The following is a 25,965-nucleotide window of genomic DNA, read 5'->3' as shown; positions in this document are numbered from 1 at the left end:
ACCGACCACGGCCGAAGCGCACTCAAGCGGCGCTGAACAGCGAATGGCCGCGCTGAACATTGACTGGTAGTGCCGGCCGCTGGCCGGCATCACACCCAGACCGACCACGCATGCGGATACTCGCCAATCTGCCCAGCAAGACCGGCGCGTACCGGATTCCCCGGGATGTACAGCGCTTGCCGCGCCATCGACTCCTCGGCCCTCACGGCATGATCGAAGTAGCCGGGCTGCCACACCGTACTTCGACGGCCCACCAGGCGATTCAGGGCAAGCGCGCTCGACGATTTCATCCGGCGTGCGATGTCTGGAAGGTCAGCTGCGCGCAGCTCGAACATCCAGTGGACGTGATCCGGCATGACGACCCATGCGTGTGACTGTACGAGCCCGCGCTGTTCGATGTAGTGGAACTGGTCGATCACACATGCTGCTGCAGCTTTGCTTTCAAAGAGCCGGCGGCGCTGATGCGTGGTAGTTGTCAGAACGTAGACCTGGCCGATGATCGAGTGACGGCCCAGGCGGAGGCGATGGCTGCTCATGCCCCATGGTGGGTCGATCATTGCGCGTTGGCTGTCGGGCCATGGCTCGACGGGGGTTGGGAGATGTCTGAAGGTGAATGAGGTTGCCGGCCAGCGGCCGGCACTACCGGGGGCCGTAGGTTGCCGGCCAGCGGCCGGCACTACCAGCCGTCGGGGCTCAGCCGCGCAGGGTGGCGCCGCCGTCGACGTACAGGTCGCTCATGGCCACATGCCCGGCCTGCTCGGAGAGCAGGAACATCACCGAGTGCGCGATGTCCTCGGGGGTGGCCAGCTTGCGCAGTGGAATGCCGGCCTTGTAGGTCTCCAGGCTGCCAGCGATCACCCGCTCGGCACCGTGCTCGTCCTGCCACATGCCGGTCTGCATCGGGGTCAACGTCGATCCCGGGGCGACGATGTTGCAGCGGATTCCCAGCGGCGCCAGTTCCAGCCCGAGGCAGCGGGTGAACATGGTGGCGGCGGCCTTGGATGCCGCATAGGCGGCCATCCCGTGTCGCGGCACACTGGCCGCATTCGAGCTGACGGTAACCATCGCGCCCTGCCCGCGCGGCGACATCACCCGCGCCAGAGCACGCCCGACATGGAACACGCCGTCGGTGTTCACCGCGAACACCCGGCGCCAGTCGTCATCGCCGGTCTCGGTCACGCCGCCCACATGCAGCACACCGGCCACGCTGGCGGCCAGCATGATCGGCCCGATGCTGGACTCGACCCGATCCACCAAGGCGTCGACGGCCGCACTGTCGGTCACGTCAAGAGCAAACGCCTGCACACGTGCATCCGCGAACATGGGTGCCTCGCGATCGGTCGCCACCACGGTGCAACCGGCCGCGGCCAGCAACCGTACCAGTGCGTCGCCGATGCCGCCGGCGGCACCGGTCACCAGCGCCACACGACCTTCAAAACCGGTCAATTGCATGTTGCGGTCTCCTGTTGCTCGTCCCAGTGGCGCAACCGCGCCGACAACCACGGCGCCAGCTGCGCCACCGCATCGCGGCCGGTCAGTTCGGCGTGCAGGAACGGCAGCTCCAGTGCCTGCACCTTGCGCGCGTGGGTCCGCCACAACGCCGACTGCAGCTGTGGCCGCGCCTGGTGATCCCGGCCAGCGCGGACGTGCACCAGCGTGCCGTCGAACGGTTGGTGGATGTGTTCGCGGATCAGCCGGTTGGTACCGGTCACCGCGCGCACCACGCCGTCAAGCACCACATCCGGCAGGCTGCCCAGTGCACTACCGCCGCGACGCAGGAACGCGAGTATGCGTTCACGACTGTCCAGTTCCGGATGCGCATCCGGGTCATGGCCGGCAATCGCCAGTAGTGCCCGCAGTGCGGCGACGGCGTCCGGTTCAGGCTCGGCCCGCCAGCACTCGCTGGGATAGGCGTCCAGCAGCACCAGTTCGCCGACGTCGCGGCCGATCTCATGCAGCCGCACCGCCATCGCCTGGGCGAGGATGCCGCCCACCGACCAGCCCAGCAGATGCACCGGCCCCTTCGGCTGTAGTGCGACCACGCGCTGTACGTAATCGTTGGCCATCGCCTCGATGCTGCTCGGCAGTGGCAGCCGCGCGTCCAGTGCCGGCGACTGCAGGCCATACACCGGGCGGGCTGGTTGCAGTGCCCGGGCGAGGGTGCGGTAGTTCCAGGCGATGCCACCGGCCGGGTGCAGCACGAACAGCGGAGTGGGCCCGGCAGCGTCGGTTGCGGCCAGCGCGATCACCGGCCCCAGCGCGTGATCGGCCAGCGCGGGTGGCGCGGCAATACGAACCGCCAGCGCGGCCACGGTGGGCCGGGCAAACAAGGCGCCCAAACCCAGATCGCAGCGCCAGCGCTGCTCGATCGCCAGCAGCAGGTGCACCGCCGACAGCGAGTCACCGCCGAGACTGAAGAAGTCCGCATCCACCGCCACCGGCGCCTCACGCCCAAGCGCCTGTGCGAACAGCAACGCCAGCTCCTGTTCCAACGGCGTGCGCGGCGCCAAGCCGGCAACTTCACGTTGCGGTGGCTTCGGCAACGCGTTGCGGTCGAGCTTGCCGTTGGCGGTCACCGGCCAGTGGTCCACACCAACTATGGCCGAGGGCACCATGTAGTCCGGCACACGCGTGGCGAGGTGGCTGCGCAGCATTACGGCATCGGCAAGCGCGGTCGGCACATAGGCCACCAGACGCGCTTCGCCGGGAGCATCCTGGCGTAGCAGCACTTCCACCCGCTCCATGCCCGGCAGTTCGCGCAAAGCCGCCTCGATCTCGCCCAGTTCGATGCGCAGGCCGCGCAGTTTCACCTGATGGTCGCTGCGGCCCAGGTACTCCACCGCACCATCGCGGCGCCAGCGCGCCACGTCGCCGGTGCGGTAGATGCGCTCGCCCGCCAGGAAAGGATCGGCAAGGAAGCGTTCGGCGGTCAGATCGTCGCGACCGAGATAGCCGCGTGCCAGCTGCACGCCGCCCAGGTACAGGTCACCGGCCACACCAACCGGCACCGGCTGCATCCGGGCGTCCAGCACGTACAGGCGGGTGTTCCAGACCGGGAAGCCGATCGGCACCGGCCGCGAGCGATCCTGCGCTGACGCCGGCCAATAGCTGACGTCCACTGCGGCCTCGGTCGGGCCATACAGGTTGTGCAGTTCTGCGTGCACGCGCGCATGGAAGCGGTCGCGCAACGCAGCGTCCAGCGCCTCGCCACTGGTGAATACGCGGCGCAGCTGCAAACCTTCGGAGGCCGGCGCAGCGAGGAAGGCGTCGAGCATCGACGGCACGAAATGCGCGGTGGTGATGCCATGGCCCCGGATCAAGCGCGCCAGTTCAGTGGGATCGCGATGCGCATCGGGCCTGGCAACCACCAGCGTTGCCCCGCACAGCAGCGGCAGGAAGAATTCCCAGACCGAGACATCGAAGGTGGCCGGGGTCTTCTGCAGCACGCGGTCATCGGCGCCGATGCCGTACTGCTCGCGCATCCACAGCAGGCGATTGACGATCGCGCGGTGTTCGACGACCACGCCCTTGGGCTCGCCGGTCGAACCGGAGGTATAGATCACATAGGCGGCATCGCTGGGCGCAGGATCCGCCCATGGCGCTGCAAAACTCAGCGCGGTCCACTGCTCCGGCGCGAGCACCGGCACACCGGCCATGCGCACCGATACGTCTGGCGCAGCCAGTACGCACACCGGCTGCGCCGACGCAAGAATACGTGCCAACCGCTCATCGGGATGGGCAAGGTCCAGCGGAAGATAGGCCGCGCCTGCGCGTAGCACCGCGACCAGCGCGAGCACCAGTTCCAGCGAGCGCGGCAATGCCACCGCGACTACGCTGCCCGGGCCGACGCCCATGCCGCGCAGTTGTGCGGCAAGCGCAAAACTGCGTGCTTCCAGCGTTGCATAGTCGAGCGTAGTGTCGCCGAACACCAGCGCCGGCGCGTGCGGATCCCGATCCATGCCCTGCTGCAGCAGTTCAACCAGGGTAGTCTCGGGAAGCGCATGCGCGGTGGCATTGAAACCGTGCAGCACCTGCTGCGCCTCCTCAAGCGTCGCCAGAGGCACGGCTGCGATATCGTCAGCCTGCAATGCTGCCGACACGAAATGCAGCAACCGCGCTGCATGCGCCTCGACATCCTCGCGACTGTACATCGCGGGATTGGCCTCGATCTCCAGATCGAGAAGGTGCTGGCCATCGCCACGGAAGCCCAGTGTCAGATCATCCACCGGCCCGGTGCACAGCACCTCCAGCGTTGCCTGCGCGCCGGCCAGCGCCAGCGGCTTGTAGAACGGCTGCACATTCACCAGCGGACCGTGCAGGCGCTGCTGCGCGCCGACCAGCCCCAGGTCCCGGCGCAGCTGCTCACTGCGGTAACGGCCATGCTTGCGACCCTGGCTGAGCTGCCGGCCCAGGCCGCGGGTGAAGGCCTCGACGCTGCCCTCGCCGGCCGCTACGCGCAGCGGCAACACGTTCATCACCATCGCCGGCACCCGCGCCGACGCGTTGCCGAGCCTGCCCATGTAGGGCACGCCCAGCACCACTTCATCGGCGGCGCTCATCCGCCGCAGGTACTCGGCCGCCAGCGCGGCCAGCACATCCGGCCAGGGCTGCAGCCAACGTGCCGAGGCCTGCAGCAGCTGCTCACGGAAGGCCGCATCGAGCGGCCGCACCCAGCGCAGCGCATCGTCGCTTGCCGCCACGGTGCCTGCCAGGCCCACGCCCGCCGGCGCCCCCTGCAACTGCTCGCGCCACCAGTGCCCGGCCTGCGCACGACGCGGGTCGGCACGATAGGCGGCGTCATCCGCCAGCACGCCCGCCAGCCCTGGCAGCGGTTCAGCCATGCGACCGGCATGCAACGCGCACACGCGATCGGTGAACAGCGCCATGCCGTAGCCATCGGCGGCCAGATGATGCACGCGCAGGTACCAGACCCAGCGCTGCCCGCCCAGGTCAAACAACACCTGCTGGCTGATCCGGTCGCGGGTCGGATCGACCGCGCTGAGCCGATCGGCCTGCATCAGGTTGCGTGCCGCCGCGGTGGGATCCGCCGCGGTGGAAACATCGCGCACCGAAAGCAGCGGCACGTGTGCCGGGTCATGCCACTGCAGCGGCTGGCCATCGGCCCCTTCGGCAAAGCGCAATGCGAAGGCCTGGGCCTCGCCTGCAGCCTGGTCTGCCGCTGCAATGAACGCGGCCACGTCCAACGGGCCGTCGATCCACACCGCGTGCGCGGTATTGAATGACGGATTGTCCGGTGCCAGCCGCTGTGCGAACCACAGTCCGGCCTGGGCCTCGGTCAATGCCACCGGTGTGGCCAGCGCAGCGGCGTTCATGCGTTCTGCGCGGCCTGCAGTTGCTGCACCACAGCCCACCACTGGCGCAGCGTGGTGTGCTCGGCCAGCTGCGAGAACTCAATGGGCAGGCCGGTGTTGCCCCAGGCCAGGACCAGGCCGAGCATGCGCATCGAGTCCAGGTCCAGGTCGATCAGGTTGTCGTCGTCACCGATCTCGGCCGGAGCACATTCCAGCACGCGCGCCACGTCGGCACGCATCCGCTCCAGATCCAGCACGTCACCCGTGGCGGCCATCACAGCACCTCCAGCAACTGGTCGGTGGTCATCGGTACGCCACAGGTGCGGGCAATCCAGTGCAGGGCCTGATCGTGGTCGGCACGCGAGAAATCCGCTACCGCATCGGCCGCGATGAACGCCTCGATGTCGCGCTGGAAGGCTTCGACCACGGTGGCCGTGCAGCCTATATGCGCATACACGCCAGTGACCAGCAGCTGGTCGCGTCCACGCACCCGCATCAGCGTCTCCAGGTTGCTGCGCTGGAACGCGCTGTAGCGGTGCTTCACCAGCACGTGCTCGCCAGGCTGCGGTGCCAGTGCCTCGATGATTGGTTCATGGTCGGTGCTGCGACGCATGCCTGGTCCCCACAGGTCGGCCTGCAGGCCACGGTCACGGCGGTCCTGGTCGCCATGCTGGGCGGTGTAGAACACCGGAATGCCGTGCGCGCGGCAATGCGCCAGCAGCCGTGCGATGTTGTCCACTGCCGGCCGCAGCGGTGCGTTGCCGGCGTCGAATGCGGCCAGGAAATAGCGCTGCATGTCGTGCACCAGCAGCGCGACACGATCGCGCTGCGGGCGCCACGGGCCGCGCGCCTGCGGCAGTTCGGCGGCAGTCGGCAAGGGGTAATCGGTGATACGGGGCAGCGCCATCAGCGCGTTCCTCCTGTCTGTTGCAGATGACGCGCACGCAGCTGCGCGCGCAGTTCGCGGCGGCTGATCTTGCCGACCGCGGTGGTATCGAAACTGTCGACGAACACGACCTGGTCGGGCACCTTGAACGCGGCCAAGCCGCGCCCGCGCATCCAGGCCTTCAGCGCCGGCGCCTTGAACGGCTCGCCCTGCGCAATCACGAACGCGCAGCTGCGCTCACCGAGATACTCGTCAGGAATGGAGACCACGGCGGCGTCGAACACGCCGGGGTGGGCCAGAAGGTGATCTTCGATCTCCTCGGCGGAGATTTTCTCGCCCGCCCGGTTGATGTGGTCACCGGCACGGCCCTGCACCACCAGGTAGCCTCCGGGCAGCTGCTGCACGCGGTCGCCGGTGCGGTAGAAGCCGTCGTCGGTGAACGAACGCGCATTGGCCACCGCATCGTTGTGGTAGCCACGGATGGTGTACGGGCCGCGGGTCAGCAGATGCCCTACCTCGCCTTCCGGCACCGGCTGGTCATGGTCATCGACCACGCGCACCTCGTCGTCCGGGCTGATCGGCCGGCCCTGGCAGGCTACGATCAGTTCTTCCGGATCATCCAGCCGTGTGTAGTTCACCAGGCCTTCGGCCATGCCGAACACCTGCTGCAGCGTGCAGCCAAGACCGTCAATCACCCGCCGTGCGGCTTCCGGCACCAGTTTGGCCCCGCCTACCTGCAGTACCTGCAGGCTGGACAGGTCGTGCTTGCTGGTGGCGGCGGCCTGTGCCCACAACAGCGCCAGCGGCGGCACCAGCCCACAGCAGGTCACTTGCTCGCGCGCGATCAGCGGGAAGGCCGCGTCCGGCCCCGGACCGGGGCTGAGCACCACGCGGGCACCGGCATACAGCGCGCCGAAGAAACCGGGCGAGCTCATGGGAAAGTTGTGCGCGGCCGGCAGCGCGACCAGATACACGCTGTCGCGGTCGATGCCGCAGAGGTCATTGCTGGCACGGAACGAGTAGATGTAGTCGTCGTGGGTGCGTGGAATCAGCTTGGACAGCCCGGTGCTGCCGCCGGAGATCTGCAGGAACGCCACCGACTGCGGGTCCGGGTCGGCCGGCAGCTGGTTGCGGTCTCCCTGCAGCGCCTCGAGCGCGGTGAACTCTGCTGCATCGCCATCGATGACCACGTGGCGCAGCGCCGGCACCTCGGCCTGCAGCGCCCGCGCCAGCCCGCGATGATCAAAGCCATCGTGCAGGTCGGCAGTGATGTAGGCACTGGCTTCGGCCTTGTTGGCGAAGTGCACCAGCTCGGTGATGCGGTGCGCCGGCAGCGCGTACACCGGCACCAGGCCGGCGCGGAACAGCCCGCATACGGTGGCGATGAACCCGGCGGTGTTGCCCAGCTGTACCAGCACCCGCTCACCGGGTTGCAGGCCGAGTGCCAGCAGTCCGGCACCGATGCGACCGGCCTCGTGCCACAGCTGCGCGTAGCTCAGGCGCACATCGCCAGCGACCACGGCGATGTCATCAGCGTAGCGTTCCGCACGCTCACGCAGGAACGCCGGGAAGGTCTCGCCGCGCCAGTAGCCCGCCTCGCGATAGCGCGCCACCAGCGCATCGGGCCATGCCTGCTGCAGTGGCAGGCGGGAAGAAACAGTGGGCGTGTTCATGCAGCAGGCTCGATGACGGGCGCGGCGTCGTGGACGCCCAACGCGTTCAACAGGGCGGCAAACTTCGCCGCGGTTTCGGCGACCTCGGCCTCGGGCTGCGACTGGGCAACGATGCCGGCGCCGGCGTACAGGCGCAGCTGCGTGCCCTGCAGGCGTGCGCAGCGGATCGCCACATACCAGTCACCATCCCCTTGCGCATCCAGCCAGCCGACCGCACCGGCATAGAAGCCACGCGGCACCGGCTCAAGCTCGCGGATACGCTGCAGTGCCGCCAGCCGGGGTGTACCGCAGACCGCCGGCGTTGGATGCAACTGCGCCAGCAGCTCGGCCGCCGATGTCTGCGGATCCTTCAGGGTGGCGTGGATGCGGGTGCCGAGATGCCACATGCTGGCGGTGGCATGCAGCACCGGGCGCGGCTGCGCATCGATGTGGCTGCAGTACGGCGCCAGGCCCTCGATGATGGCCTCGACCACGTGGCGGTGCTCGTCATGGTCCTTGTTCGAAGCCAGCAGCGCCTGCGCGGCGCGCTCGTCCTCGGTGGCATCGGCACTGCGGCGCGCGGACCCGGCCAGCGGATGCGACAACAGCTCGGCGCCGCGCTTGCGCAGCAGCAGTTCCGGCGTCGCCCCCACCAGCCAGGCCGGTGCGTGCCCCGGTTCAACCGGAAGCGGCACCGCATAGGTCGCCACCGAGGGATCCGCGCCCAACCGCGCCAGCAGCACCTCCGGAGACAGCGCATGGCGGCTGTGCGCCAGCAGGCTGCGCGCCAGCACCACCTTGTGCAGGTCCTGGTCGGGCGCGCGCAGCGCCTTCACTGCCGCGGCAACCGCAGCTGCATAGTCCTGCGCTGCGGGCTCCGCCTGCAGCGGGCCCTGCAGCGCCGGCGCCGCCCGTGGCTGCAACGGCAGGGCCGGCAGCAGGCGCTCGGGCTGGTACAACGCGTCGTCGGCACGCGGTTCGAATGGCACCGCACCGACCAGCAGGCCCGGACCGCCACGCTGCTGGGCGAAGAAGGCCGCAACGCGCTCCGCCAGGGTTGCCAGCGTGCCACCCGGCAGCGCGAGGCGGCAACCGCGTGCGTGCACATGCTGGCCTGCATGCTGCAGCAGGAACAGCGACGCGTCGTCAGTGCTCTCCAGCGGCGCGGGCGCAGCCTCCGGCCACGCGCCCTGCATCAGGGAATCGTTCATGGGGTCTCCTTCATCCGATGCGCTGCAGCCAGCGCGCACAGCAACAGCAGCAGCGCGCCGACCAGCAGATATGGCAGGCTGGGCCCGCCGCGATACAACAGCGTGCCGAGCATCGGCCCGGCCACCATGCCCAGCCCCTGCGCGGCAGCGACCGTGCCCGCCGCGGCACCCTGCTCGTGCGCTTCCACCGCGTCGGCGGCCAGCGCCTGGAACGAGGGGAATACGAAGCCCATGCCGAACGCGGCCAGCGCGTATGCCGCCGGCAACTGCCAGCCCTGCTGCACGCCCGCCACCGAAGCAAAGCCAATGCCGGAAATCAGCGCGCCGAGGATGATCCAGCGGCGCGGATGCACCTCCAGCTTCATCACCAGCGCCTGCGCCAGGATCAGGCCGATGCCGACCGCGGTCAGCGCGATGCCGGCCATGCGTGCACCAGCGGCAGCATCCAGGCCCAGGCGATCAATCGCGAAAAAGCCCACCGTCACCTGCGCGATGGTCACCGAGACCATGGCGATGAGCGCCGCCAGCTGCGGCAGGCGCAGGCGCGGGTCGAGGCGGCTCATCGGCGCGCAGCGCTGTGCGGACGCGCCAACCACCGGCGGTGTAGCCGGCAGCCGCCAAGCCAGCAATGCCAGTGCCAGCAGCGGCAGCAACGCGGCCACGTACAGCGCCAGCGAAAGGTTGGTATAGGCAAGCCAGCCGGCAGCGGCCGGCCCGAGCACCATGCCCAGCGCATTGGCGCTGCCCAGTCGGGCGAGGAATTTCGCACGTTGGCCGGTCGGTGCCTTGTCGGCGATGAGCGCGGCTGCGGTAGGCGGGACCGCCGCGTAGAACAGGCCGATCAGGCCTCGCGCACCGACCAGCACCAGCACCGATACCAGTACCGGCGGCACCGCCTGCAGGGCAACGTCGATGAACACCGCCAGCGCGATGTAGACCACGGTGTAGGCGCTCATCGCCAGCATCAGCACGCGCTTGCGGCCGATGCGGTCGCTGAGCTGACCCCAGGGGCGCGCGGCCAGCATCCACAACACGCCTGCGGCGGTGACCGACAGGCCGGCATGCCACTCGGACAGCCCGAGCATGCGGACCACCGGGCCGATCACGGCGACGAAGGACATCATCGCCATGGTGCCGATCAGGGCGGCCACTACCAGCGCCGGCAAGCCGGGAACGACGGGACGTGCGTGCATGGAACACCAGCCGTAACAGGAAGGGATCGCCGGGCGCACCTGCGCCCCGCCCGGCGCCGGCCCTGCTCAGGACCGGACGCCATCCTCAAATGATAACGGCTCGTATTTGCATTTGATACCCATTCTCTTGAACGGGCACGCAACAGCGACTTCAGCGCACCCCGCGCAGGCCCAACAGGCCACGGCGCTTGAACCACCATTCCAGTGGCAGCGTCACCAGCGGCGGGATGGCTGCCAGTAGCGCCAGCGCACTGGCCCACCACGGCCAGCGCAGGCGCAGCGCCGCGAACAGCGTCACCGCCACATAGAGCAGGAACGCCACGCCGTGCAGGGGTCCGAACAGCTTCACCAGCGCCACGTTGGCCATGGGGCCGTACTTCATCCACATGCCGATGAGCAGGCCGGCCCAGGTCACGGCCTCGATGAAAGCGACCGCGGCGAACAGGCGTCCGCTCGGGTGCATGGGGGAACGTTGGGTCACACGGGGCTCCGGCAGCGGGGTATCAAATGCGAATGATACGCAGATGCGAACTTCCAGCACACAGGCGAGCGCAGGGTTGGCAACGATGAAGCGCGTCCACCCAGGTGGATACCTACCGGAGCGTGTATGGCAGAACGTGCTCCCCGATCTCACGCAACACCGCGTCCATCGGCCGCCCGTTGTCGACCAGATTGAACATCACGTGCGCCACGCCCTGCCCATGCACGCGCAGCAGATAGTCACGCAGGCCATCGCGGCCGACCTTCAGGCCCAGCGGCAGCGGCTCGGCTGGCGCCTGCGGATCTGCCTGCAGATCCAGCAGCATCGACTGCACGAACGGCTTGCCCGGGCCACCACGCTGCACCAGCGCCTGCTGCCACAGGCCGATGCGCCCCTCCTGCGCGGCCTCCTCACGATGATAGGTGGCCCAGCCTTCGGCCTCGCGCGCGATCCACTGCAGGCTCTGCCGCGCGGTACCCACCACCAGCATCGGGATGCGGGTTGCCGGCGCCGGCAGCACGTCGAAGCCACCCGTGGCCTGCAGTACGGCGGTCCGCGCATCGGCCTCCGGTGACAACGCCGCGCGCAGCAACGTCCAGCGCTCACGGAAGGTCGTCGCCCTGCCCTCCAGATCCTCGCCGAAGGCGGCGAATTCTTCCGGGCGGTCACCCGAACCCAGGCCCAGCACGAACCGCCCTGCACTGATCCGGTCCAGGCTCAAGGCCGACTTCGCCACCTGCAACGGCTGGCGCAACGGCAACACGATGGCGGCGGTACCGACCACGATGCGCGTGGTCGCGGCGGCCAGCATGCCCAGCCACAGGAAGGGGTCGTCCAGCGCGCTCGCCGTCGCGTCCGGACCCTGCGGCACCATCAGCGGTACATCGCGCGCCCACAACGCGGCGAAACCAAGATCGTCGGCCAGCCGCGCAATGCGCCGCGCCGCGCCCGGATCGGCCAGCCCATGCGCCGCAACGGGCGTCATCAGGCCCAGGCTCAGGCCCTGTTGCGGAAACAAGGCAGCGTAAGCAGGATTGAAATCACTCATGCCGCCAGCTTAGCGTGCAGGCCTGCGGCAACGATGACGCGCCGCCCACTACCGGAAGAACACTGCATGCCGACGATCCGCCCTGCCCACGTCGATGACCTGCCTGCGATCAGCGCGGTGTGCCTGGCCGCGTTCACTGCCGCGGTCGCGCCTTCGCTCAGCGCGGCCGGCATTGCTACGTTCGGCGGTGTCGCCGCCGCCGATGCGTTCGCTGCACGCCTGCAGGGTGACAACCACATCCTGGTGGCCGAGCAGGATGGCCGCATCGTCGGCGTGGTAGAGCTGAAGGAAGGCCGCCACCTGGCGATGCTGTTCGTCGATCCCGCCTGCCAGCGCCAGGGCATTGGCCATGCTTTGTTCGAGGCGGTGCTTCCACAGGTGCGCGAGCCGGTGCTGACCGTGCGCGCCTCGCTCAATGCAGTCCCGACCTACCTGCGCTATGGCTTTGCGCTGGACGGTGACGTCGGCGAGTTCAACGGGCTGGTGTACCAGCAGATGGTGCGGACAGCCGCCTGAGGGCAGCGGGTGTCATGCCCCGCTGCACGGCCGATATAAGCAAACTGAATCAGCACACTCCCCGGCCATTCCTACAATGGACTGTCCCCCCTTCGAGATGCCGCCGATGCGCGTCGCGCTTTCCGTGTTGCTGCTGGCTTCGGCGCTGAGCGCCTGCACCCCGGCCCCGGTGTCCACCGCCAGCTCCGCCGAGGCGCCCGCGCCGGCGTCCGCCATCGCCTGGCGCCAGGGCGATGTGGACGATGCCTTCGCCGAGGCCGCCGACAGCGGAAAGCCGGTGCTGCTGTACTGGGGCGCGGTCTGGTGCCCGCCGTGCAACCAGCTCAAGGCCGGCCTGTTCAAGGACCCGGCGTTCATCGCGTTGACCGGCAAGTTCGTGCCGGTCTACCTGGATGGCGACGAGGAAGGGGCACAGGCCTGGGGCGAACGCTTCGGGGTGCGCGGCTATCCGACCCTGATCGTGCTGGACCCCCAACGCAATGAGCTCACCCGCGTGGCCGGCGGCAACGACGCGGCCGAACTGACCCGTGCCCTGACCGTCGCGGCCGGGCGCCGCAGCGCCATCGCCGCCACCCTGGCGACGGCACTGGCCACGCCGGACAGGCTGGCCGCCGAAGACTGGCAGGTACTGGGCGACTACGGCTGGGAAGTCGACGCCAACCGCCTGGCCGGCGAGCGCAGGAGCCAGGATGTGCTGCGCCAGCTGTCCAAGGCCGCACCCGACGCGGCGCTGCAACGCCGCTTCGCCCTGCTGGCCCTGGCCACCGCCGACACGCCCGCCAGCTCGCCCACCGAGGTGCGTGAGCTGCTGCAGGCAGTGCTGGCGCAACCTGCCGAAGTCCGTCGTAACCGCGAACTGCTGGGCTACGCGGGCGCGACGCTGGTCAAGCAGGCCAGTGCGGGGCCGGCCACCAGCAACACGCTGGGACAGCAGCTGCTGGTCGCACTGGAGCGCGCAGATGCCGAGCGCGGTGATCGCGCCGACGACGCGTTGTCGCGTGCGCTGACCGAAGTGTCGTTGGCACGTCAGCAGCAGCCCAACGGCGCACTGCCCGCGGCCCTGGTTGAGCGGGTCAAGCAGCGCGTGGCCGCTGCCGATGCCGCCGCCACCGATGCGCATGCACGCCAGGCGACGATCAGCAGCGCGGTCTACGCACTGCGCCAGGTCGGCGACGACGCGGGCGCCGAGGCGCTGTTGCTGGCCGAGCTGAAACGCAGCGAACAGCCGTACTACTACATGCCCGAGCTGGCCGAACTGGCCGAGCAGCGCGGCGACACCGCCGGTGCGCTGGAGTGGCTGAAGCGCGCCTACGATGGTGCGCAGGGCCCGGCCACCCGCGTGCAGTGGGGCGTGCTGTACGTGGAGGGCCTGTTGAAGCTGGCGCCGGACGATGCACCACGCATCGAGCAGGCCACCGCCTCGCTGATCGCCGAACTGGAAGCGCAGCCGTCGGGCTACCACCAGCGTACCCGCCAGCGTTTCGAGCGCCTGGCCGGGCAGTTGAAGACGTGGAGCGGCAAGCACCAGGGCGCCGAAACACTGGCGCGGCTGCAGCAGCGGATGCAGCAGGCGTGCGAGGAACAGGTTGATGGTGCGTGCAAGGATTGGTTGAGTTGATGAAGGCGCTGGCGGCTGGTTCGCCTGCCGGCGCTTTTGTTGATATCGGCTGTGACGGGGGAAGGGGCTGGCCGGGACACGCCGTAAACCCATCCTTGGGGGCTCGATGGCGCCATCCATGGCGCCAACGGTCCCGGCCAGCCCTTCCCCCGCCACCCGACGGTTTCCTGCGAGCGCGGGCAGCGCAACAGCGCGCCGGTGAGGTTCGAAAAGCGGGTTCTGGTAGTGCCGGCCGCTGGCCGGCAACCCGACCTTCGCTGATTGCCGGCCAGCGGCCGGCACTACCATGCCGCTCCTGCTCCTGCCTTTGACTCCGTCTCCGCGCCAGCGCAGGGAGCTGTCCTGCAGGGGCTGATGGGTCAGCGCAGGACCGTTGGCGCCACGGATGGCGCCATCGAGCCCCCATGGATGGGTTCACGGCGTGTCCTGCGCTGACCCATCAGCCCCTGCCTGCCAGGAAGAATCAAGGCGACGAACGCGCACGCATTTCAATCCCGCCCCTTGACCTCAACCAATGTTGAGGTGCGATAACAATCTCCCCACGGCCAGCCCCTGGCCTTCCCCACGGAGATTGCTTCGATGTCGTACTCGCTTCCCCCGCTCCCCTACGCCTACGACGCCCTTGAGCCGCACTTCGATGCGCGCACGATGGAAATCCATCACAGCAAGCACCACCAGGCCTACGTCAACAACCTCAATGCCGCCATCGAGCAGGCCGGCATCGCCGAGCAGCCGGTCGAGGCGCTGATCGCCAACCTCGGTGCCGTGCCCGAGGCGCAGCGTGGCGCGGTCCGCAACAACGGCGGTGGCCACGCCAATCACAGCCTGTTCTGGACCGTGCTCAGCACCGACGGTGGTGCACCCGATGAGGAACTGGCCACCGCCATCGACCGTGACCTGGGCAGCTTCGATGCCTTCAAGGACGCCTTCAGCAAGGCCGCGCAGACCCGTTTCGGCAGCGGCTGGGCCTGGCTGACCAGTGACCGCGACGGCCGCCTGCAGGTCGAAAGCAGCGCCAACCAGGACAGCCCGCTGATGGGTGCAACCGTCGGCCTGTCCGGCAATACCCCGATCCTCGCGCTGGACGTCTGGGAACACGCCTACTACCTGCACTACCAGAACCGTCGCCCGGACTACATCGGTGCGTTCTTCAACATCATCAACTGGGCCGAGGTCGGCCGGCGCTACCGCCAGGCCCGGGCCTCATGAGCGGCGAGACAGTGCCGTACGCCGGGCCGTGGGCGGGGGTCTTCCCCGCACCGGCGCCGGTGCCGTCGGTCGAGATGCCGCCGCGCGCCCTGCGGCGGCTGCTCGGCCATTTCCCGACCGGCGTGGCCATCGTCTGCGCGCGCGATGCACAGGGCAAGCCGGTCGGCCTGACCATCAACTCGTTCGTACCGGTCTCGCTGCAGCCACCGCTGGTGCTGTGGAACCTGGCGTTGCACGCGCAGAGCCTGTCCACCTTCCAGCGCGCCACCCGCTTTGCAATCAGCGTGCTGGCGGCCGACCAGGAAGCGCTGGCCCGGCGCTTCGCCGATCCGCAGGTCCGCAATCGCTTCGACGGCCTGGCATTGCTGGATGACGACGAGGACGCCCCACCCCGCATCGCCGGTGCCGTGGCCCATCTCACCTGTACCCGCCACGCACAGTGGCCGGTGGGCGATCACCTGCTGCTGGCCGGCCGCATCATCGACGTGCACGAGAACGGCGGCGCGCCGCTGCTGTTCCATCGCGGCCGCTTCCAGCCCGGCCCGGCCGAACTGCTGGTGGAGGTGCGCGGATGAACATCGAAGCTCTGGAATGCATGCTCGCCGCCGGCAAGGATGGCGCGCTGCTGCGCTTCGGCCTGGGCAAGGGCTGGCTGGATGCCGGCAACCCGGTGCGCGCGGCCACCCATCTGGGCCGTTGCGTGGTGCTTGATCCGCAGTACTCGGCGGCGTGGAAGCTGCTGGGCAAGGCCTGGCTGGCCAGTGGCCAGCCGCAGGCGGCGCGCGAAGCCTGGCAGCGCGGATTGAGCGTGGCCGGCAGCAAGGGCGACCAGCAGGCACGCAAGGAAATGCAGGTGTTCCTGCGCCGCCTGGACCGCGAGCAGGCGGAGCCGGCGAAAGCGGGCTGAGTTGATCAGCCCGCGTTGGCCGATGCCGGTGCGGACATGATGTCCGACATCGGCAGGCGGCGCGGCTTGCTCGGGAACGCGTGGCGCAGGATGCGCCAGACCACCTGGCCGAACTGGCGCGGCAGCGAGCCGTTGTTGTAGTGCTGGCCGTAGCGACGGCAGATGTCCTTCACTTCCTTGGCAATGGCCGCATAGCGGTTGGCCGGCAGGTCCGGATAGAAGTGATGCTCGATCTGGTGGCTGAGATTGCCCGACAGCACGTTGATCAGGAAGCCGCCGCTGATGTTGGATGAACCGCGCAGCTGGCGCAGGTACCAGTGGCCGCGCGATTCATTGCGCAGGCATTCCTTCGGGAAGGTTTCCGATTCGGCGGTGAAGTGGCCGCAGAAGATGATCACGTAGGTCCAGATGTTGCGCAGTCCGTTGGCCACCATGTTGCCCAGCATCACGGTGAGGAAGAACGGGCCGGCCAGCAGCGGGAAGAACACGTAGTCCTTCAGCACCTGGCGGGCCATTTTCCGCGCCACCGGGCGGGTCTGCATCCACATCGCACGGCCGCTGATGCGGCCCTTCAGCCAGCGGCCCAGGCGCAGGTCCTGCGCGGCCACGCCCCACTGGAACAGCAGCGCGAAGATCGGCGCGATGATCGGCTGCAGCAGGTAGAACGGCTTCCAGCGCTGCTCCGGGAAGATGCGCAGCAGGCCATAGCCGATGTCATCGTCCATGCCACGCACGTTGGTATAGGTGTGGTGGCGGAAATTGTGGGTCTTGCGCCAGTTGTCGGCAGTGGCAACGATATCCCACTCATAGGTATTGCCGTTGAGCTTGGGGTCGCCGGTCCAGTCGAACTGGCCGTGCATGACGTTGTGGCCCAGCTCCATGTTCTCCAGGATCTTCGACAGCGCCAGCAGCAGCGTGCCGGTGATCGCGGCCGGCCACAGCAGCGGCATCCAGAACAGTGGCGAGAACGCCGCCAGAAACAGCAGGCCACGGCCCCCCACGCCAAACCAGCGCACGGCGGCGGCCACGCGGCGGATGTAGCGGGTATCGGAGGCGCCGAGGCTGCCGATCACGCGGTCGCGGATCGCGTCGAGTTCCTCGCCGAAGGCATGCATCTCGGCAGTACTCAGGGCACGGTCGGTAGCGCGGGTCATGGCAGGCGTCCTCAGAGATCCAGGGTCAGGTCGGTGGTCGGTGCGCTCACGCAGATCCGTACCGGCTGCGCCGATTCGGACTGCAGGTCGCCGGTGCGCAGGTGGCGGGTGGCGCCACTGACGCGGTCACAGCTGCAGGTGTTGCAGATGCCCATGCGGCAGCCATGCCTGGGCTTGATGCCATGGGCTTCCAGGCTTTCCAGCAGCGAGCTGCCACGCGGCACGCTCAGCTGGCGGCCACTGCGCGCCAGCGTCAGCACGACCTCCCCTTCACTGCTGGCGTCACGCAGCGGTGCGGGAGGAGTGAACGCTTCCGCCTGGAAACCGGCGACCTGGTGCGCCAGGCGTTCGCGGGCGGCGGCAACGAAGCCGTCCGGGCCGCAGGCCAGCACATGGCGCTGCGCCAACGGGGTGTCATCGCCCGCCACCTGCAGGTCGTGGGCATCGATCCGTGCGGCGGGCACATCCCCTTCGCGGGTGGTCAGCAGATGCACACGCAGGTTCGGCTGGCTGGCGGCCAACGCCTGCAGCTCATCACGGAACTGCAGGTGGGCGGCGCTGCGTTCCCAGTAGAACAGGTCCACCGGCGCTGCCAGCGGGCGCTGGCAGGCGTCGCGCAACAGGCTGCGCATCGGCGTGATGCCACTGCCGGCAGCCAGCAGCAACACCGGCGCCGCAGCCGGCATGTGGAACTCGCCGAAGGCGGCATCGAGGCGGAACAGTTCGCCCGGCTGCGCGCGGTTGACCAGGTGCTGGCTGACGAGGCCGCCGTCGATCGCCTTGACGGTGATCGCCAGCTCGCGCCGACCCAGTGCGGTGGGGCTGTAGCTGCGCTGCCACAGGCGCCCTTCAATCTCCACGCCCAGGGTGACGTGCTGGCCGGCGCGCATGCCGGCCCAGTGCCGGTTGGTGCGCAGGACCAGGGTCGCCGCGCCCTCGCCGGCCGGCTCTCGCCGGACCAGGCGGGCCACCGGCTCGCGCAGGGTCCACAGGGGATTGAGCTGGCCTGCCCAGAAATCGAACAGCGACGGCGAGACCCAGCGGTACGGAGAGAACAGGGACGGACGGACGACAGCGCTCATGGGCGAACTATACGGGCGCACATACACCTGTGTATACATGTGTATATTGAACCGGATTGGGTATGATTCAGCCTCGCCCCACCGGAACCCCCATGGCCGCCGCCCCCGCCTTGTCGACGCCTGAAGATGCCAACAGCCCGGCCCGCCGTACGGTGAGCCGCGAGGACCTGCTGGCCGCCGCCCTGAAACTGATCGGGCCGCACCGCAGCCTGTCCACGCTCAGCCTGCGCGAAGTGGCACGTGAGGCCGGCATCGCGCCGAACAGCTTCTACCGGCAGTTCCGCGACATGGACGAACTGGCCGTGGCGCTGATCGACGCCGCCGGCCGCTCGCTGCGGACCATCATCGGCGAGGCCCGCCAGCGCGCCACCTCCACCGCCACCAGCGTGGTGCGGGTTTCGGTGGAGACCTTCATGGAACAGCTGCGCGCCGACGACAAGCTGCTGCACGTACTGCTGCGCGAAGGCGCGGTGGGTTCGGACGACTTCAAGCACGCGGTCGAACGTGAGCTGCACCATTTCGAGGAAGAGCTGCAGCACGACCTGGTGCGTCTGGCCGCGCTGGACGGCGCCGTGCTGCATGCCCCGGAACTGGTGGCCAAGGCCATCACCCGGCTGGTGTTCGCGATGGGTGCCACCGCCATGGACCTGCCGCCGGAGAAGGACCCGGAGCTGATCGAAGAGATCTCCACGATGATCCGCATGATCATCGTCGGCGCCCGCACGCCCGCCGCGTTCCGCCGCGGCTGACGATCGCCCCCGGGGTCGGATCCCTTTCCAAGGGAAAGGGCTCTGACCCCAACCACACAGCAACACCAACCTCCGTGCATGACCACAGGCAGGGTTGCGGCTGCCAAATGTAATGTTATAACACGGCCATGATCTGGCTCCGTCGGTGTTCCGCTCGGAATGACTGCGGCTTCCTTATATAGCACTTGCTATATTGATAAGCCACTGCTTTCATATGCGTCAGCCAGGTCGCCCTCGCCGCCTTTCTTTCCCCAAGGACGACGCCCTCATGCCCGTTGCCACGCCCCTCTTCCATCGGCTGCCCCTGGCCGCCGCCATTGCCCTGACCCTGCCGCTGCCCGCACTGGCCGCCACTCCGAAACCGACCGAACTGGACCGTGTGCAGGTCAAGGTGAGCACCGCCACGCGCAGCGAACGCCTGCTGTCGGACGTGCCGATCCGCACCGAGGTGCTGCGCAAGGAAGACATCGCGCTGCGCGCGGCCACCGACTTCTCGCGCGCCGCCGAGCTGATCAACGGCCTGCGCGTGGAGAGCAACTGCCAGAACTGCAACACCAGCGAAGTGCAGCTGCTGGGCCTGCCCGGTGCCTACAACCAGCTGCTGTTCGATGGCATCCCGCTGTTGTCCACGCTGGGCAGCGTGTACGGCCTGGAACAGATCCCGGCCGGGTTCGTCGACCGCATCGAAGTGGTCAAGGGCGGTGGCTCGGCGCTGTACGGCCCGGGTGCGGTTGCCGGTGTGATCAACCTGATTCCGCCGCTGCCGGCGCGCAGTGGTGGTCATGTGCAGGCCGGCGTGGATGTCCTGGAAGGTACGCCGCAGAAGAACGCCGACCTGCGGCTGGACCTGGTGGCCAGGGACGCAGACGCCGGCCTGTCAATGATTGCCCAGCGCAACTGGAACAACGGCATCGACTACAACGGTGACGGCTACACCGAGATCACCCGAAAGAACCTCAAGGTCGGCGGGCTGCAGGCCTGGTACGCGCCCACGCCGGGCACGCGGCTGCGCCTGGACCTGCAGGTGACCGATGAAACCCGCCGCGGCGGCAACCGCCTGGACCAGCCCGAATACCTGGCCAACATCGCCGAATCGCTGGATACGAAATACCGGCGCGGCAGTGTGTCGTGGGACCAGGAGATCACTGCCGACGTCGATTTCCGCCTGGCCTACGCCTTCGCCGACATCGACCGCGACAGCTTCTACGGCGGTCTCGGCGACGTAGTCACCGATCCGTCCGCACCCGGCTATGACCCGTCGCAGCTGGACCGCAACGTGGCCGGCAGCGCGGCCTCGCGTTCGTGGCGCCAGTACGGCCGCACCCACAACCCGCTGCACTACATCGACAGCCAGTTGAACTGGCGGCTGGGCGCGCATGCGCTGGCCTTCGGCGTGCAGTACAAGCACGAGGCGCTGTGCGACGACAACCGCACCGGTGACGGGCAGCGTCTTGCGGTGCTGGAGGATGCGACCTTCCACAACCTGGGCGCGTTCATCCAGGACGAATGGAGCCTGCGCGACAACGTCGACCTGGTGCTGGGTGCACGCGTGGACAAGAGCTCGGAACTGGACAGCGCGGTGTTCTCGCCGCGCATCGCGCTGGCCTGGCAGGCCACGCCAAACCTGAAATGGCGGGCGGGCATTGCCACCGGCTTCCGTGCTCCGGAGATCTTCGTTGAGGATGTGCACGTCGATACGCTCGGTGGCGAACAGGTACGCGTGCGCAATACCGATGGCCTGAAGGAAGAGCGCGCGTTGACCACCCTGTTCGGCTTCGACTGGCGCTCGGACCCGGCCAATCCGGTGTGGAGCTGGGATGCTACCGCCTCCTATGCACGCATCCGCGATACCTTCGCGCTGGGCGAGATCCAGCGCGGCGATGACGGCCAGCTGAGCCAGCTGCGTTACAACGCCTCCGGCTCGGACGTGCTGGGTGCGGAAACCAACCTCGGCTGGCAGCCGTCGCCGCAGTGGCGCCTGACCGCCGGCGCCTCGTGGTACCGCTCGCGCTTCCGCGAGCCGCAGCGCATCTTCGACGACAGCGGCGACGGTGGCGACACCGTGATCGAAAGCCGCGACTACCTGAAGACTCCGCGCTGGACCGGCCTGGCCCAGCTCAGCTGGATGCCGGCCGAACCGTGGGAGACCTTCGTCGCGCTGCGCCATACCGGGCCGATGTCGGTGCTGAACAACCGGTTGGGCGAACTGCACCGCACGCGTTCGTTCCTGGTCACCGATCTCGGGGCGCGTTGGCACCGTCACCTGGGCGCACAGGCGCAGCAGGAAGTGTCGGTGGCCGCGGGCGTCAAGAACGTGTTCGATCAGCGCCAGAAGGATCTGGAAGTGGGCGCACTGCGTGACGGCGACTATGTCTACGGGCCGCGCTTCGCGCGCTCGTGGTATGTCAACCTGCGCTATGCGTTCTGAAGCGCTGCGAGCGTTGGTGCTGGCCTGTGCCGTGCTGCCGGCCGCACCGACGGTGGCTGCGGACCTGCACGCGCAGGTCTCGGCCTCGTTGATGCGGCCGGAGCAGCGCTCGCTGCGGCCGATGCAGTGGTCGCCGCCGCCGAAGCTGGTCGCGCTGTACTTCGGTGCCGACTGGTGCGCACCGTGCCATGCGTTCGTCCCCACGCTGCGCAGCGTGCGCGACGCATTGCGCGAGGCCGGCGCCGATACCGAAGTGGTGTACGTCAGCCTGGATGAGAGCGAGAGCGCGCTGCGCCGCTACATGCACGCGCAGGACATGCCGTGGCCGGTGCTGGACCCGCGCCGCGCCGCGCGCATGCCGGCGCTGCAGGCATTGGCCGGGCTGGCACCGCCGAACCTGGTACTGATCGATGCCGACGGCACGGTGCTGGCCAACGGCTGGCAAGGCCGGCGCTATGAAGGCCTGCAGCCGGTGTTGAAGGAATGGATGAAACGGGCGTGTGCGCAGCAGCAGGCGCGCTGCCCGCCCGATCTGTAGAGTCGAGCCACGCTCGACGCATTCGATCACCGTGCGAACGGCAGCCGAGCATGGCTCGGCTCTACAAAAACCGGGATCGCGCGAACGGCCGGAGGCCATGGCCCGGCGCTACCGTTACGGCGCCTCGCCCTCGGCCTTGCGCACGAAGGCTTCGAACAAGGCCAGCGTCTGCTCGCTCACATGGTGCTCGATGCCCTCGGCATCGCGCCGCGCGGTATCCGCGTCCACGCCCAGCGCCAGCAGGAAACGCTCCACGGTCTGGTGGCGCTGGCGGCTGGCGTGGGCCAGCGCTTCGCCTTCCGGGGTCAGGAACACGCCACGGTACGGCCGCTGTACCACCCAGCCATCACGGGCCAGGCGCCGCAGCATCTTCGCCACGGTGGGCTGGGCCACGCCCAGTCGGGTGGCAATGTCGACCTGGCGGGCCTCGCCGCCGTCGGCCAGCAGGTCCGAAATCAGCTCGACATAGTCCTCCACCAGTTCCATCCGGTGCGCCTCGCGCACTTGCCGGAAGCTCTCGACCTGGCGCTCGGCCTCGATCAAGGGGGTGCTTTTCAGCGATGTCGAATCGTCGGTCTTGCCCACGCCTGCGCCTGTCCTTCCGGTGCAATCCGGTGTTGAACCTGAATTCTGGACCAGTCACACGATAAAGACGATTGTTTCACATTGCTAATGACTATAGCAGGAGCTATATTTGGACCCATGAATACCTTGGCGCCCAGCGACCCTTCGGCCTCCACTCCGGCCAGCCTGGGTGCGCTCAACGCCTCGGTCGCGGTGCCCGACAGGGGCCATTGGTGGTTCCGCCTGCTGGCCTTCCTCGGCCCGGGCTACATGATCTCGGTCGGCTACATGGACCCTGGCAACTGGGCCACTGACCTCGCCGGCGGCTCGCGCTTCGGCTACCTGCTGCTGTCGGTCATCCTCATCTCCAACCTGATGGCGGTGATCCTGCAGGCGCTGTCGGCGCGGCTCGGCATCGCCACCGGCATGGACCTGGCGCAGGCCTGCCGCGCGCGTTACCCCAAGCCGGTGAACCTGGCGTTGTGGGCGCTGTGCGAGGCGGCGATCATCGCCTGCGACCTGGCCGAGGTGATCGGCACCGCCATCGCACTGAAACTGCTGTTCGATCTGCCACTGCTGTGGGGTGCGGTGATCACCGCGCTGGACACGCTGCTGGTGCTGCTGCTGATGAACCGCGGCTTCCGTGCGCTGGAAGCGTTCGTGATCGCGCTGCTGATGGTGATCTTCGCCTGCTTCGTGGTCCAGATCGCGATGGCGGCGCCGCCGGTGATGGCGGTGCTCGGCGGCTTCATTCCGCGCGCGCAGGTGGTGACCGATCCGCACGCGCTGTACATCGCGATCGGCATCATTGGTGCCACCGTGATGCCGCACAACCTGTACCTGCATTCGTCCATCGTGCAGACCCGCGCCTACCCACGTACCGATGAAGGCCGCCGCAGCGCGCTGCGCTGGGCGGTGACCGACAGCACCCTCGCGCTGACCCTGGCGCTGTTCATCAACGCCAGCATCCTGATCCTGGCGGCGGCGGTGTTCCATGCCAATGGCCGATTTGATGTGGAAGACATCGAGCAGGCGCACCAGCTGCTGGCACCGATGCTGGGTGTGGGCGCGGCGGCGACGTTGTTCGCGGTGGCCCTGCTGGCCTCGGGCCTGAATTCGACGGTGACCGCCACGCTGGCCGGCCAGATCGTGATGGAAGGCTTCCTGCACCTGCGAATGCCGCCGTGGCTGCGTCGGCTGATCACGCGTGCGCTGGCCATCATCCCGGTGGTGGTGGTGATCCTGCTGTTCGGCGACCAGGGCGCGGTGAAGCTGCTGGTGCTGAGCCAGGTGGTGCTGTCGATGCAGTTGCCGTTCGCGATCATCCCGCTGGTACGGATCGTGACCGACAAGGTGACGATGGGCGCGCTGGTCGCACCGCGCTGGCTGGGCGCGATCGCCTGGGTGATCGCGCTGGTCATCGTGGTGTTGAACGTGAAGCTGCTGGTGGACACCTTCGCCGGGGCGTAAACCGCATCCCTGGGGTCGGACTCCCTGCCGCAGGCAAGGGGTTCCGACCCCGCCATCTCCATGCTACAGATGCAACGCAATCGCGGCCTCGATCTGCTGCGGCGACTGGAACCCTGCCAGGCGGGTACGTTCGTCCCCGTCACGGAACAGCGAGAGCGTCGGCGTCTGCCGCAGCCCCAGTTCCCTGAAGAACGCCTCGCCCAGCACCTCCAGCTGCACGCGCAGCAGCGTGGTGCCCTGCCCCGCGACGCTGTTGGCCACCCGGTGCAGCGACATCTCCAGCATCCGGCACCCCGGGCACTGGTCCTTGTGGAAGTCCACCAGTACGCGCGGGTGTTCGGCCAGCAGCTGCTGGAACTGCTCAGGCGTGGTGGCGTCGATGATCTGCATCGCTGTTGCTCCAGTAATGGGCCAGGACCGCATCGGTCCAAGCCTCGATGGCCGCGGCATGGCGCTCGCCATGCGGCATCTGTTCGATCTCCAGCGGCGGATAGTCGCTGTGGAAGTGGCGGATCAGCCGGTGCACAGCACCGCAGTAGTACTCCTGCCCCCACTGTGTCTCGCCGGTACCGAACACCGCCAGCTGCCGCGGCCGCTCGCCGCGCTCGGCGATGCCAGCCACCCATGCCTTCATCTCCGAAGGCGTGCGGCCGGCGTTGTCGGTCCAGCAGCCCAGCAGCACCAGGTCGGCCTCGTCGGCCGCCAGGGACGGCGCCTGCTGCAGGTCGTCGGCCTCCTGCCAGTGCACGGCATGGCCTGCAGCGCGGCAACGCTCGGCAATCTGCCGGCCAAGCTCGCGGGTGTTGCCGCTCAGTGAGGCCACCACCAGCAGGATGCTCAGCGCCGTGCCGGACTCAGAGGTCGTCGAAGCCGTTGTCGACGTTGGTCTTCTTGTAACTTGCATTGCGCATCTCGAAGAAGTCGGTCTTGGTCTCGGTGAAGTTGTCAGCGTAGGCCTTGATCCACGGCATCACGTTGTCGGTGGTGTCGCTGTACAGGCGCTCGATGCCGAGCATGCCGGCCATCTTGTTGGCGCGGTACTTCACGTAGCGCGTCATTTCCTCCACATCGATGCCGTCGATGCCGTCCAGTACTTCCGACGACCACTGGGTTTCCAGTTCGATGGCGTGCTCGAACGCCTGGTGCACATAGGCGGTCAGCTCGTTGGTCTGCAGCTCCGGGTTCTCGCCGATGATGGCGCGGATCAGCTCGCTGATGAACTTGGTATGGGCCAGTTCATCGCGGTTGATGAAACTGATGATCTTGCCGGTGCCGGTCATGCGGTTCTGCCGCACCATGTTGTAGAAGTACGCAAATCCGGAATAGAAGTTGATGCCCTCCAGGATCGAGGACTGGATCAGCGACTTCAACAGGGTCTCGGCGGTCTTCTCGCGCATGAAGTCGTCATACGCGCCCATGATCGGCGCGTTGCGCTTGATGATGGTCGGATGGGTGCGCGCCAGTTCAAATACGCGGTTCTGGTTCGGCAGGTCGGTGATCGAGGCCAGCACATAGCTGTAACTCTCGTTGTGGATCACTTCCTGCTGGCCGATGATCGCGGCATTGGCATGCGCGGCCGGGTCGGTGATGTACTCGGCCACGTTGTAGATGAAGCGCGTCTGCGGTGAGTCGAGCGTGGCCAGCAGGCCGATGATCGAGTCGTAGGCGTTCTTTTCGCGCCCGGACAGCTCGCCGTACTGGCGCGCATCGGCCTTCATGTCGACCTCGTCGGGGATCCAGAAGTTGGTCGACAGCTCCTTGTAGGCCCGATAGAACGACGGGTACGGGATGTCATTCCAGTTCAGTATCCCGCTGGTGCGGCCGTTGATGATGCCGGTGCTGCGGTTGGGATGGCGCGGTTCGAGGATCTTGATGCGGTCGAGGGGGGTTGCCATGGTTTTCTGCCTTCGTTCTCTTTCTATCGTGTTGCCGGCCAGCGGCCGGCAC

General features: G+C 68.0%; 25 protein-coding genes. 9 read left to right on the top strand and 16 right to left on the bottom strand.

What is annotated here, in order from left to right:
- Positions 1-89: 89 nt before the first annotated feature.
- From AC5QAB_RS06145 to AC5QAB_RS06100, 10 genes are all read right to left on the bottom strand, one after another.
- Positions 90-536 carry an REP-associated tyrosine transposase gene (locus AC5QAB_RS06145; RefSeq protein WP_197561955.1) on the bottom strand — a complete coding sequence of 149 codons (447 nt, stop codon included), beginning with the start codon at positions 534-536 and terminating at the stop codon, positions 90-92.
- A 157-nt stretch (positions 537-693) separates the two neighbouring features.
- Entirely contained in the window at positions 694-1,452 is a 759-nt protein-coding gene (locus AC5QAB_RS06140; RefSeq protein WP_197561956.1) for a 2,3-dihydro-2,3-dihydroxybenzoate dehydrogenase, read from the bottom strand.
- The gene (locus tag AC5QAB_RS06135) at positions 1,443-5,333 is read right to left on the bottom strand and encodes a non-ribosomal peptide synthetase (protein WP_197561957.1); all 3,891 of its coding nucleotides are present in this window, start codon (positions 5,331-5,333) and stop codon (positions 1,443-1,445) included. Before AC5QAB_RS06135 ends, AC5QAB_RS06140 begins: the two co-directional genes overlap by 10 nt.
- A complete protein-coding gene (locus tag AC5QAB_RS06130; protein ID WP_032962506.1) occupies positions 5,330-5,587 on the bottom strand; it encodes a phosphopantetheine-binding protein in 258 nt (85 codons plus the stop codon). Before AC5QAB_RS06130 ends, AC5QAB_RS06135 begins: the two co-directional genes overlap by 4 nt.
- Positions 5,587-6,219, bottom strand: coding sequence for an isochorismatase family protein (locus tag AC5QAB_RS06125; protein WP_164110483.1), 633 nt, complete (start codon positions 6,217-6,219; stop codon positions 5,587-5,589). Before AC5QAB_RS06125 ends, AC5QAB_RS06130 begins: the two co-directional genes overlap by 1 nt.
- Positions 6,219-7,871 (bottom strand): (2,3-dihydroxybenzoyl)adenylate synthase, encoded by a 1,653-nt coding sequence (locus AC5QAB_RS06120; RefSeq protein WP_049439392.1) that lies wholly within the window; start codon positions 7,869-7,871, stop codon positions 6,219-6,221. Before AC5QAB_RS06120 ends, AC5QAB_RS06125 begins: the two co-directional genes overlap by 1 nt.
- Positions 7,868-9,061, bottom strand: coding sequence for an isochorismate synthase (locus tag AC5QAB_RS06115; protein WP_197561958.1), 1,194 nt, complete (start codon positions 9,059-9,061; stop codon positions 7,868-7,870). Before AC5QAB_RS06115 ends, AC5QAB_RS06120 begins: the two co-directional genes overlap by 4 nt.
- Complete coding sequence (locus AC5QAB_RS06110) at positions 9,058-10,254, bottom strand: MFS transporter (protein ID WP_100450208.1); 1,197 nt, start codon at positions 10,252-10,254, stop codon at positions 9,058-9,060. Before AC5QAB_RS06110 ends, AC5QAB_RS06115 begins: the two co-directional genes overlap by 4 nt.
- A gap of 151 nt (positions 10,255-10,405) precedes the next feature.
- Complete coding sequence (locus AC5QAB_RS06105; protein WP_100450209.1) at positions 10,406-10,717, bottom strand: DUF3817 domain-containing protein; 312 nt, start codon at positions 10,715-10,717, stop codon at positions 10,406-10,408.
- Between the two features lie 130 nt (positions 10,718-10,847).
- Positions 10,848-11,783, bottom strand: a complete 936-nt coding sequence (locus tag AC5QAB_RS06100) for a TIGR03571 family LLM class oxidoreductase (protein ID WP_197561959.1) — start codon at positions 11,781-11,783, stop codon at positions 10,848-10,850.
- A gap of 66 nt (positions 11,784-11,849) precedes the next feature.
- On the opposite strand from AC5QAB_RS06100, the gene AC5QAB_RS06095 reads away from it, so the two are divergent.
- From AC5QAB_RS06095 to AC5QAB_RS06075, 5 genes are all read left to right on the top strand, one after another.
- Entirely contained in the window at positions 11,850-12,299 is a 450-nt protein-coding gene (locus tag AC5QAB_RS06095) for a GNAT family N-acetyltransferase (RefSeq protein WP_197561960.1), read from the top strand.
- A 97-nt stretch (positions 12,300-12,396) separates the two neighbouring features.
- A complete protein-coding gene (locus tag AC5QAB_RS06090) occupies positions 12,397-13,917 on the top strand; it encodes a thioredoxin family protein (protein ID WP_495233329.1) in 1,521 nt (506 codons plus the stop codon).
- Between the two features lie 579 nt (positions 13,918-14,496).
- Complete coding sequence (locus tag AC5QAB_RS06085) at positions 14,497-15,126, top strand: superoxide dismutase (protein ID WP_049407456.1); 630 nt, start codon at positions 14,497-14,499, stop codon at positions 15,124-15,126.
- A complete protein-coding gene (locus tag AC5QAB_RS06080; RefSeq protein ID WP_032962524.1) occupies positions 15,123-15,701 on the top strand; it encodes a flavin reductase family protein in 579 nt (192 codons plus the stop codon). The genes AC5QAB_RS06085 and AC5QAB_RS06080 overlap by 4 nt, the downstream gene beginning before the upstream one ends.
- Positions 15,698-16,033: a tetratricopeptide repeat protein gene (locus AC5QAB_RS06075; protein ID WP_014647429.1), complete on the top strand. Its 336-nt coding sequence runs from the start codon at positions 15,698-15,700 to the stop codon at positions 16,031-16,033. The genes AC5QAB_RS06080 and AC5QAB_RS06075 overlap by 4 nt, the downstream gene beginning before the upstream one ends.
- 5 nt (positions 16,034-16,038) lie before the next feature.
- On the opposite strand, the gene AC5QAB_RS06070 is transcribed toward AC5QAB_RS06075, so the two are convergent.
- Positions 16,039-17,187: a fatty acid desaturase family protein gene (locus AC5QAB_RS06070; RefSeq protein ID WP_005413710.1), complete on the bottom strand. Its 1,149-nt coding sequence runs from the start codon at positions 17,185-17,187 to the stop codon at positions 16,039-16,041.
- 11 nt (positions 17,188-17,198) lie between these two features.
- Entirely contained in the window at positions 17,199-18,269 is a 1,071-nt protein-coding gene (locus AC5QAB_RS06065) for a ferredoxin reductase (RefSeq protein WP_053494485.1), read from the bottom strand.
- Positions 18,270-18,361: 92 nt separating this feature from the next.
- Between AC5QAB_RS06065 and fabR the strand changes: the two genes are divergently transcribed.
- The 3 genes from fabR to AC5QAB_RS06050 all read left to right on the top strand — a co-directional run bounded on the left by fabR (position 18,362) and on the right by AC5QAB_RS06050 (position 21,984).
- Positions 18,362-19,018, top strand: coding sequence for an HTH-type transcriptional repressor FabR (fabR, locus tag AC5QAB_RS06060; RefSeq protein WP_495233221.1), 657 nt, complete (start codon positions 18,362-18,364; stop codon positions 19,016-19,018).
- 268 nt (positions 19,019-19,286) lie between these two features.
- Entirely contained in the window at positions 19,287-21,446 is a 2,160-nt protein-coding gene (locus AC5QAB_RS06055; RefSeq protein WP_495233220.1) for a TonB-dependent receptor plug domain-containing protein, read from the top strand.
- A complete protein-coding gene (locus tag AC5QAB_RS06050) occupies positions 21,436-21,984 on the top strand; it encodes a thioredoxin-like domain-containing protein (protein ID WP_041863553.1) in 549 nt (182 codons plus the stop codon). Before AC5QAB_RS06055 ends, AC5QAB_RS06050 begins: the two co-directional genes overlap by 11 nt.
- A gap of 114 nt (positions 21,985-22,098) precedes the next feature.
- Here the strand turns inward: AC5QAB_RS06050 and mntR are convergent, their stop codons facing one another.
- Complete coding sequence (mntR, locus tag AC5QAB_RS06045; RefSeq protein ID WP_014647435.1) at positions 22,099-22,569, bottom strand: manganese-binding transcriptional regulator MntR; 471 nt, start codon at positions 22,567-22,569, stop codon at positions 22,099-22,101.
- A 117-nt stretch (positions 22,570-22,686) separates the two neighbouring features.
- Between mntR and AC5QAB_RS06040 the strand changes: the two genes are divergently transcribed.
- The gene (locus tag AC5QAB_RS06040) at positions 22,687-24,018 is read left to right on the top strand and encodes an Nramp family divalent metal transporter (RefSeq protein WP_197562030.1); all 1,332 of its coding nucleotides are present in this window, start codon (positions 22,687-22,689) and stop codon (positions 24,016-24,018) included.
- 63 nt (positions 24,019-24,081) lie between these two features.
- Here AC5QAB_RS06040 and AC5QAB_RS06035 read toward each other — a convergent pair whose 3' ends face one another.
- Genes AC5QAB_RS06035 through AC5QAB_RS06025 form a run of 3 tightly spaced genes read right to left on the bottom strand, consistent with a single transcriptional unit; the run spans position 24,082 to position 25,913 of the window.
- Positions 24,082-24,408, bottom strand: coding sequence for a thioredoxin family protein (locus AC5QAB_RS06035; protein WP_005409967.1), 327 nt, complete (start codon positions 24,406-24,408; stop codon positions 24,082-24,084).
- The gene (locus AC5QAB_RS06030; protein WP_197562032.1) at positions 24,380-24,859 is read right to left on the bottom strand and encodes a flavodoxin; all 480 of its coding nucleotides are present in this window, start codon (positions 24,857-24,859) and stop codon (positions 24,380-24,382) included. The genes AC5QAB_RS06035 and AC5QAB_RS06030 overlap by 29 nt, the downstream gene beginning before the upstream one ends.
- A gap of 13 nt (positions 24,860-24,872) precedes the next feature.
- Positions 24,873-25,913, bottom strand: a complete 1,041-nt coding sequence (locus AC5QAB_RS06025) for a ribonucleotide-diphosphate reductase subunit beta (RefSeq protein ID WP_008267116.1) — start codon at positions 25,911-25,913, stop codon at positions 24,873-24,875.
- Positions 25,914-25,965 lie beyond the last annotated feature (52 nt).

The sequence above is a fragment of the Stenotrophomonas sp. YJH_SMC_127 genome (assembly GCF_059372445.1).
This window is presented reverse-complemented; position numbering and strand designations above follow the sequence as displayed.

Excerpts from the sequence above, each read along its gene's own strand:
- AC5QAB_RS06025 (WP_008267116.1), bottom strand. The coding sequence starts at position 25,913 with ATGGCAACCCCCCTCGACCGCATCAAGATCCTCGAACCGCGCCATCCC.
- AC5QAB_RS06065 (WP_053494485.1), bottom strand. The coding sequence starts at position 18,269 with ATGAGCGCTGTCGTCCGTCCGTCCCTGTTCTCTCCGTACCGCTGGGTC.
- AC5QAB_RS06095 (WP_197561960.1), top strand. The coding sequence starts at position 11,850 with ATGCCGACGATCCGCCCTGCCCACGTCGATGACCTGCCTGCGATCAGC.
- AC5QAB_RS06040 (WP_197562030.1), top strand. The coding sequence starts at position 22,687 with ATGAATACCTTGGCGCCCAGCGACCCTTCGGCCTCCACTCCGGCCAGC.
- AC5QAB_RS06130 (WP_032962506.1), bottom strand. The coding sequence starts at position 5,587 with ATGGCCGCCACGGGTGACGTGCTGGATCTGGAGCGGATGCGTGCCGAC.
- AC5QAB_RS06125 (WP_164110483.1), bottom strand. The coding sequence starts at position 6,219 with ATGGCGCTGCCCCGTATCACCGATTACCCCTTGCCGACTGCCGCCGAA.
- AC5QAB_RS06105 (WP_100450209.1), bottom strand. The coding sequence starts at position 10,717 with ATGCACCCGAGCGGACGCCTGTTCGCCGCGGTCGCTTTCATCGAGGCC.
- AC5QAB_RS06100 (WP_197561959.1), bottom strand. The coding sequence starts at position 11,783 with ATGAGTGATTTCAATCCTGCTTACGCTGCCTTGTTTCCGCAACAGGGC.
- AC5QAB_RS06140 (WP_197561956.1), bottom strand. The coding sequence starts at position 1,452 with ATGCAATTGACCGGTTTTGAAGGTCGTGTGGCGCTGGTGACCGGTGCC.
- AC5QAB_RS06110 (WP_100450208.1), bottom strand. The coding sequence starts at position 10,254 with ATGCACGCACGTCCCGTCGTTCCCGGCTTGCCGGCGCTGGTAGTGGCC.
- AC5QAB_RS06115 (WP_197561958.1), bottom strand. The coding sequence starts at position 9,061 with ATGAACGATTCCCTGATGCAGGGCGCGTGGCCGGAGGCTGCGCCCGCG.
- AC5QAB_RS06090 (WP_495233329.1), top strand. The coding sequence starts at position 12,397 with ATGCCGCCGATGCGCGTCGCGCTTTCCGTGTTGCTGCTGGCTTCGGCG.
- fabR (WP_495233221.1), top strand. The coding sequence starts at position 18,362 with ATGGCCGCCGCCCCCGCCTTGTCGACGCCTGAAGATGCCAACAGCCCG.
- AC5QAB_RS06135 (WP_197561957.1), bottom strand. The coding sequence starts at position 5,333 with ATGAACGCCGCTGCGCTGGCCACACCGGTGGCATTGACCGAGGCCCAG.
- AC5QAB_RS06080 (WP_032962524.1), top strand. The coding sequence starts at position 15,123 with ATGAGCGGCGAGACAGTGCCGTACGCCGGGCCGTGGGCGGGGGTCTTC.
- AC5QAB_RS06085 (WP_049407456.1), top strand. The coding sequence starts at position 14,497 with ATGTCGTACTCGCTTCCCCCGCTCCCCTACGCCTACGACGCCCTTGAG.
- AC5QAB_RS06055 (WP_495233220.1), top strand. The coding sequence starts at position 19,287 with ATGCCCGTTGCCACGCCCCTCTTCCATCGGCTGCCCCTGGCCGCCGCC.
- AC5QAB_RS06145 (WP_197561955.1), bottom strand. The coding sequence starts at position 536 with ATGAGCAGCCATCGCCTCCGCCTGGGCCGTCACTCGATCATCGGCCAG.
- AC5QAB_RS06050 (WP_041863553.1), top strand. The coding sequence starts at position 21,436 with ATGCGTTCTGAAGCGCTGCGAGCGTTGGTGCTGGCCTGTGCCGTGCTG.
- AC5QAB_RS06070 (WP_005413710.1), bottom strand. The coding sequence starts at position 17,187 with ATGACCCGCGCTACCGACCGTGCCCTGAGTACTGCCGAGATGCATGCC.
- AC5QAB_RS06035 (WP_005409967.1), bottom strand. The coding sequence starts at position 24,408 with ATGCAGATCATCGACGCCACCACGCCTGAGCAGTTCCAGCAGCTGCTG.
- AC5QAB_RS06120 (WP_049439392.1), bottom strand. The coding sequence starts at position 7,871 with ATGAACACGCCCACTGTTTCTTCCCGCCTGCCACTGCAGCAGGCATGG.
- AC5QAB_RS06075 (WP_014647429.1), top strand. The coding sequence starts at position 15,698 with ATGAACATCGAAGCTCTGGAATGCATGCTCGCCGCCGGCAAGGATGGC.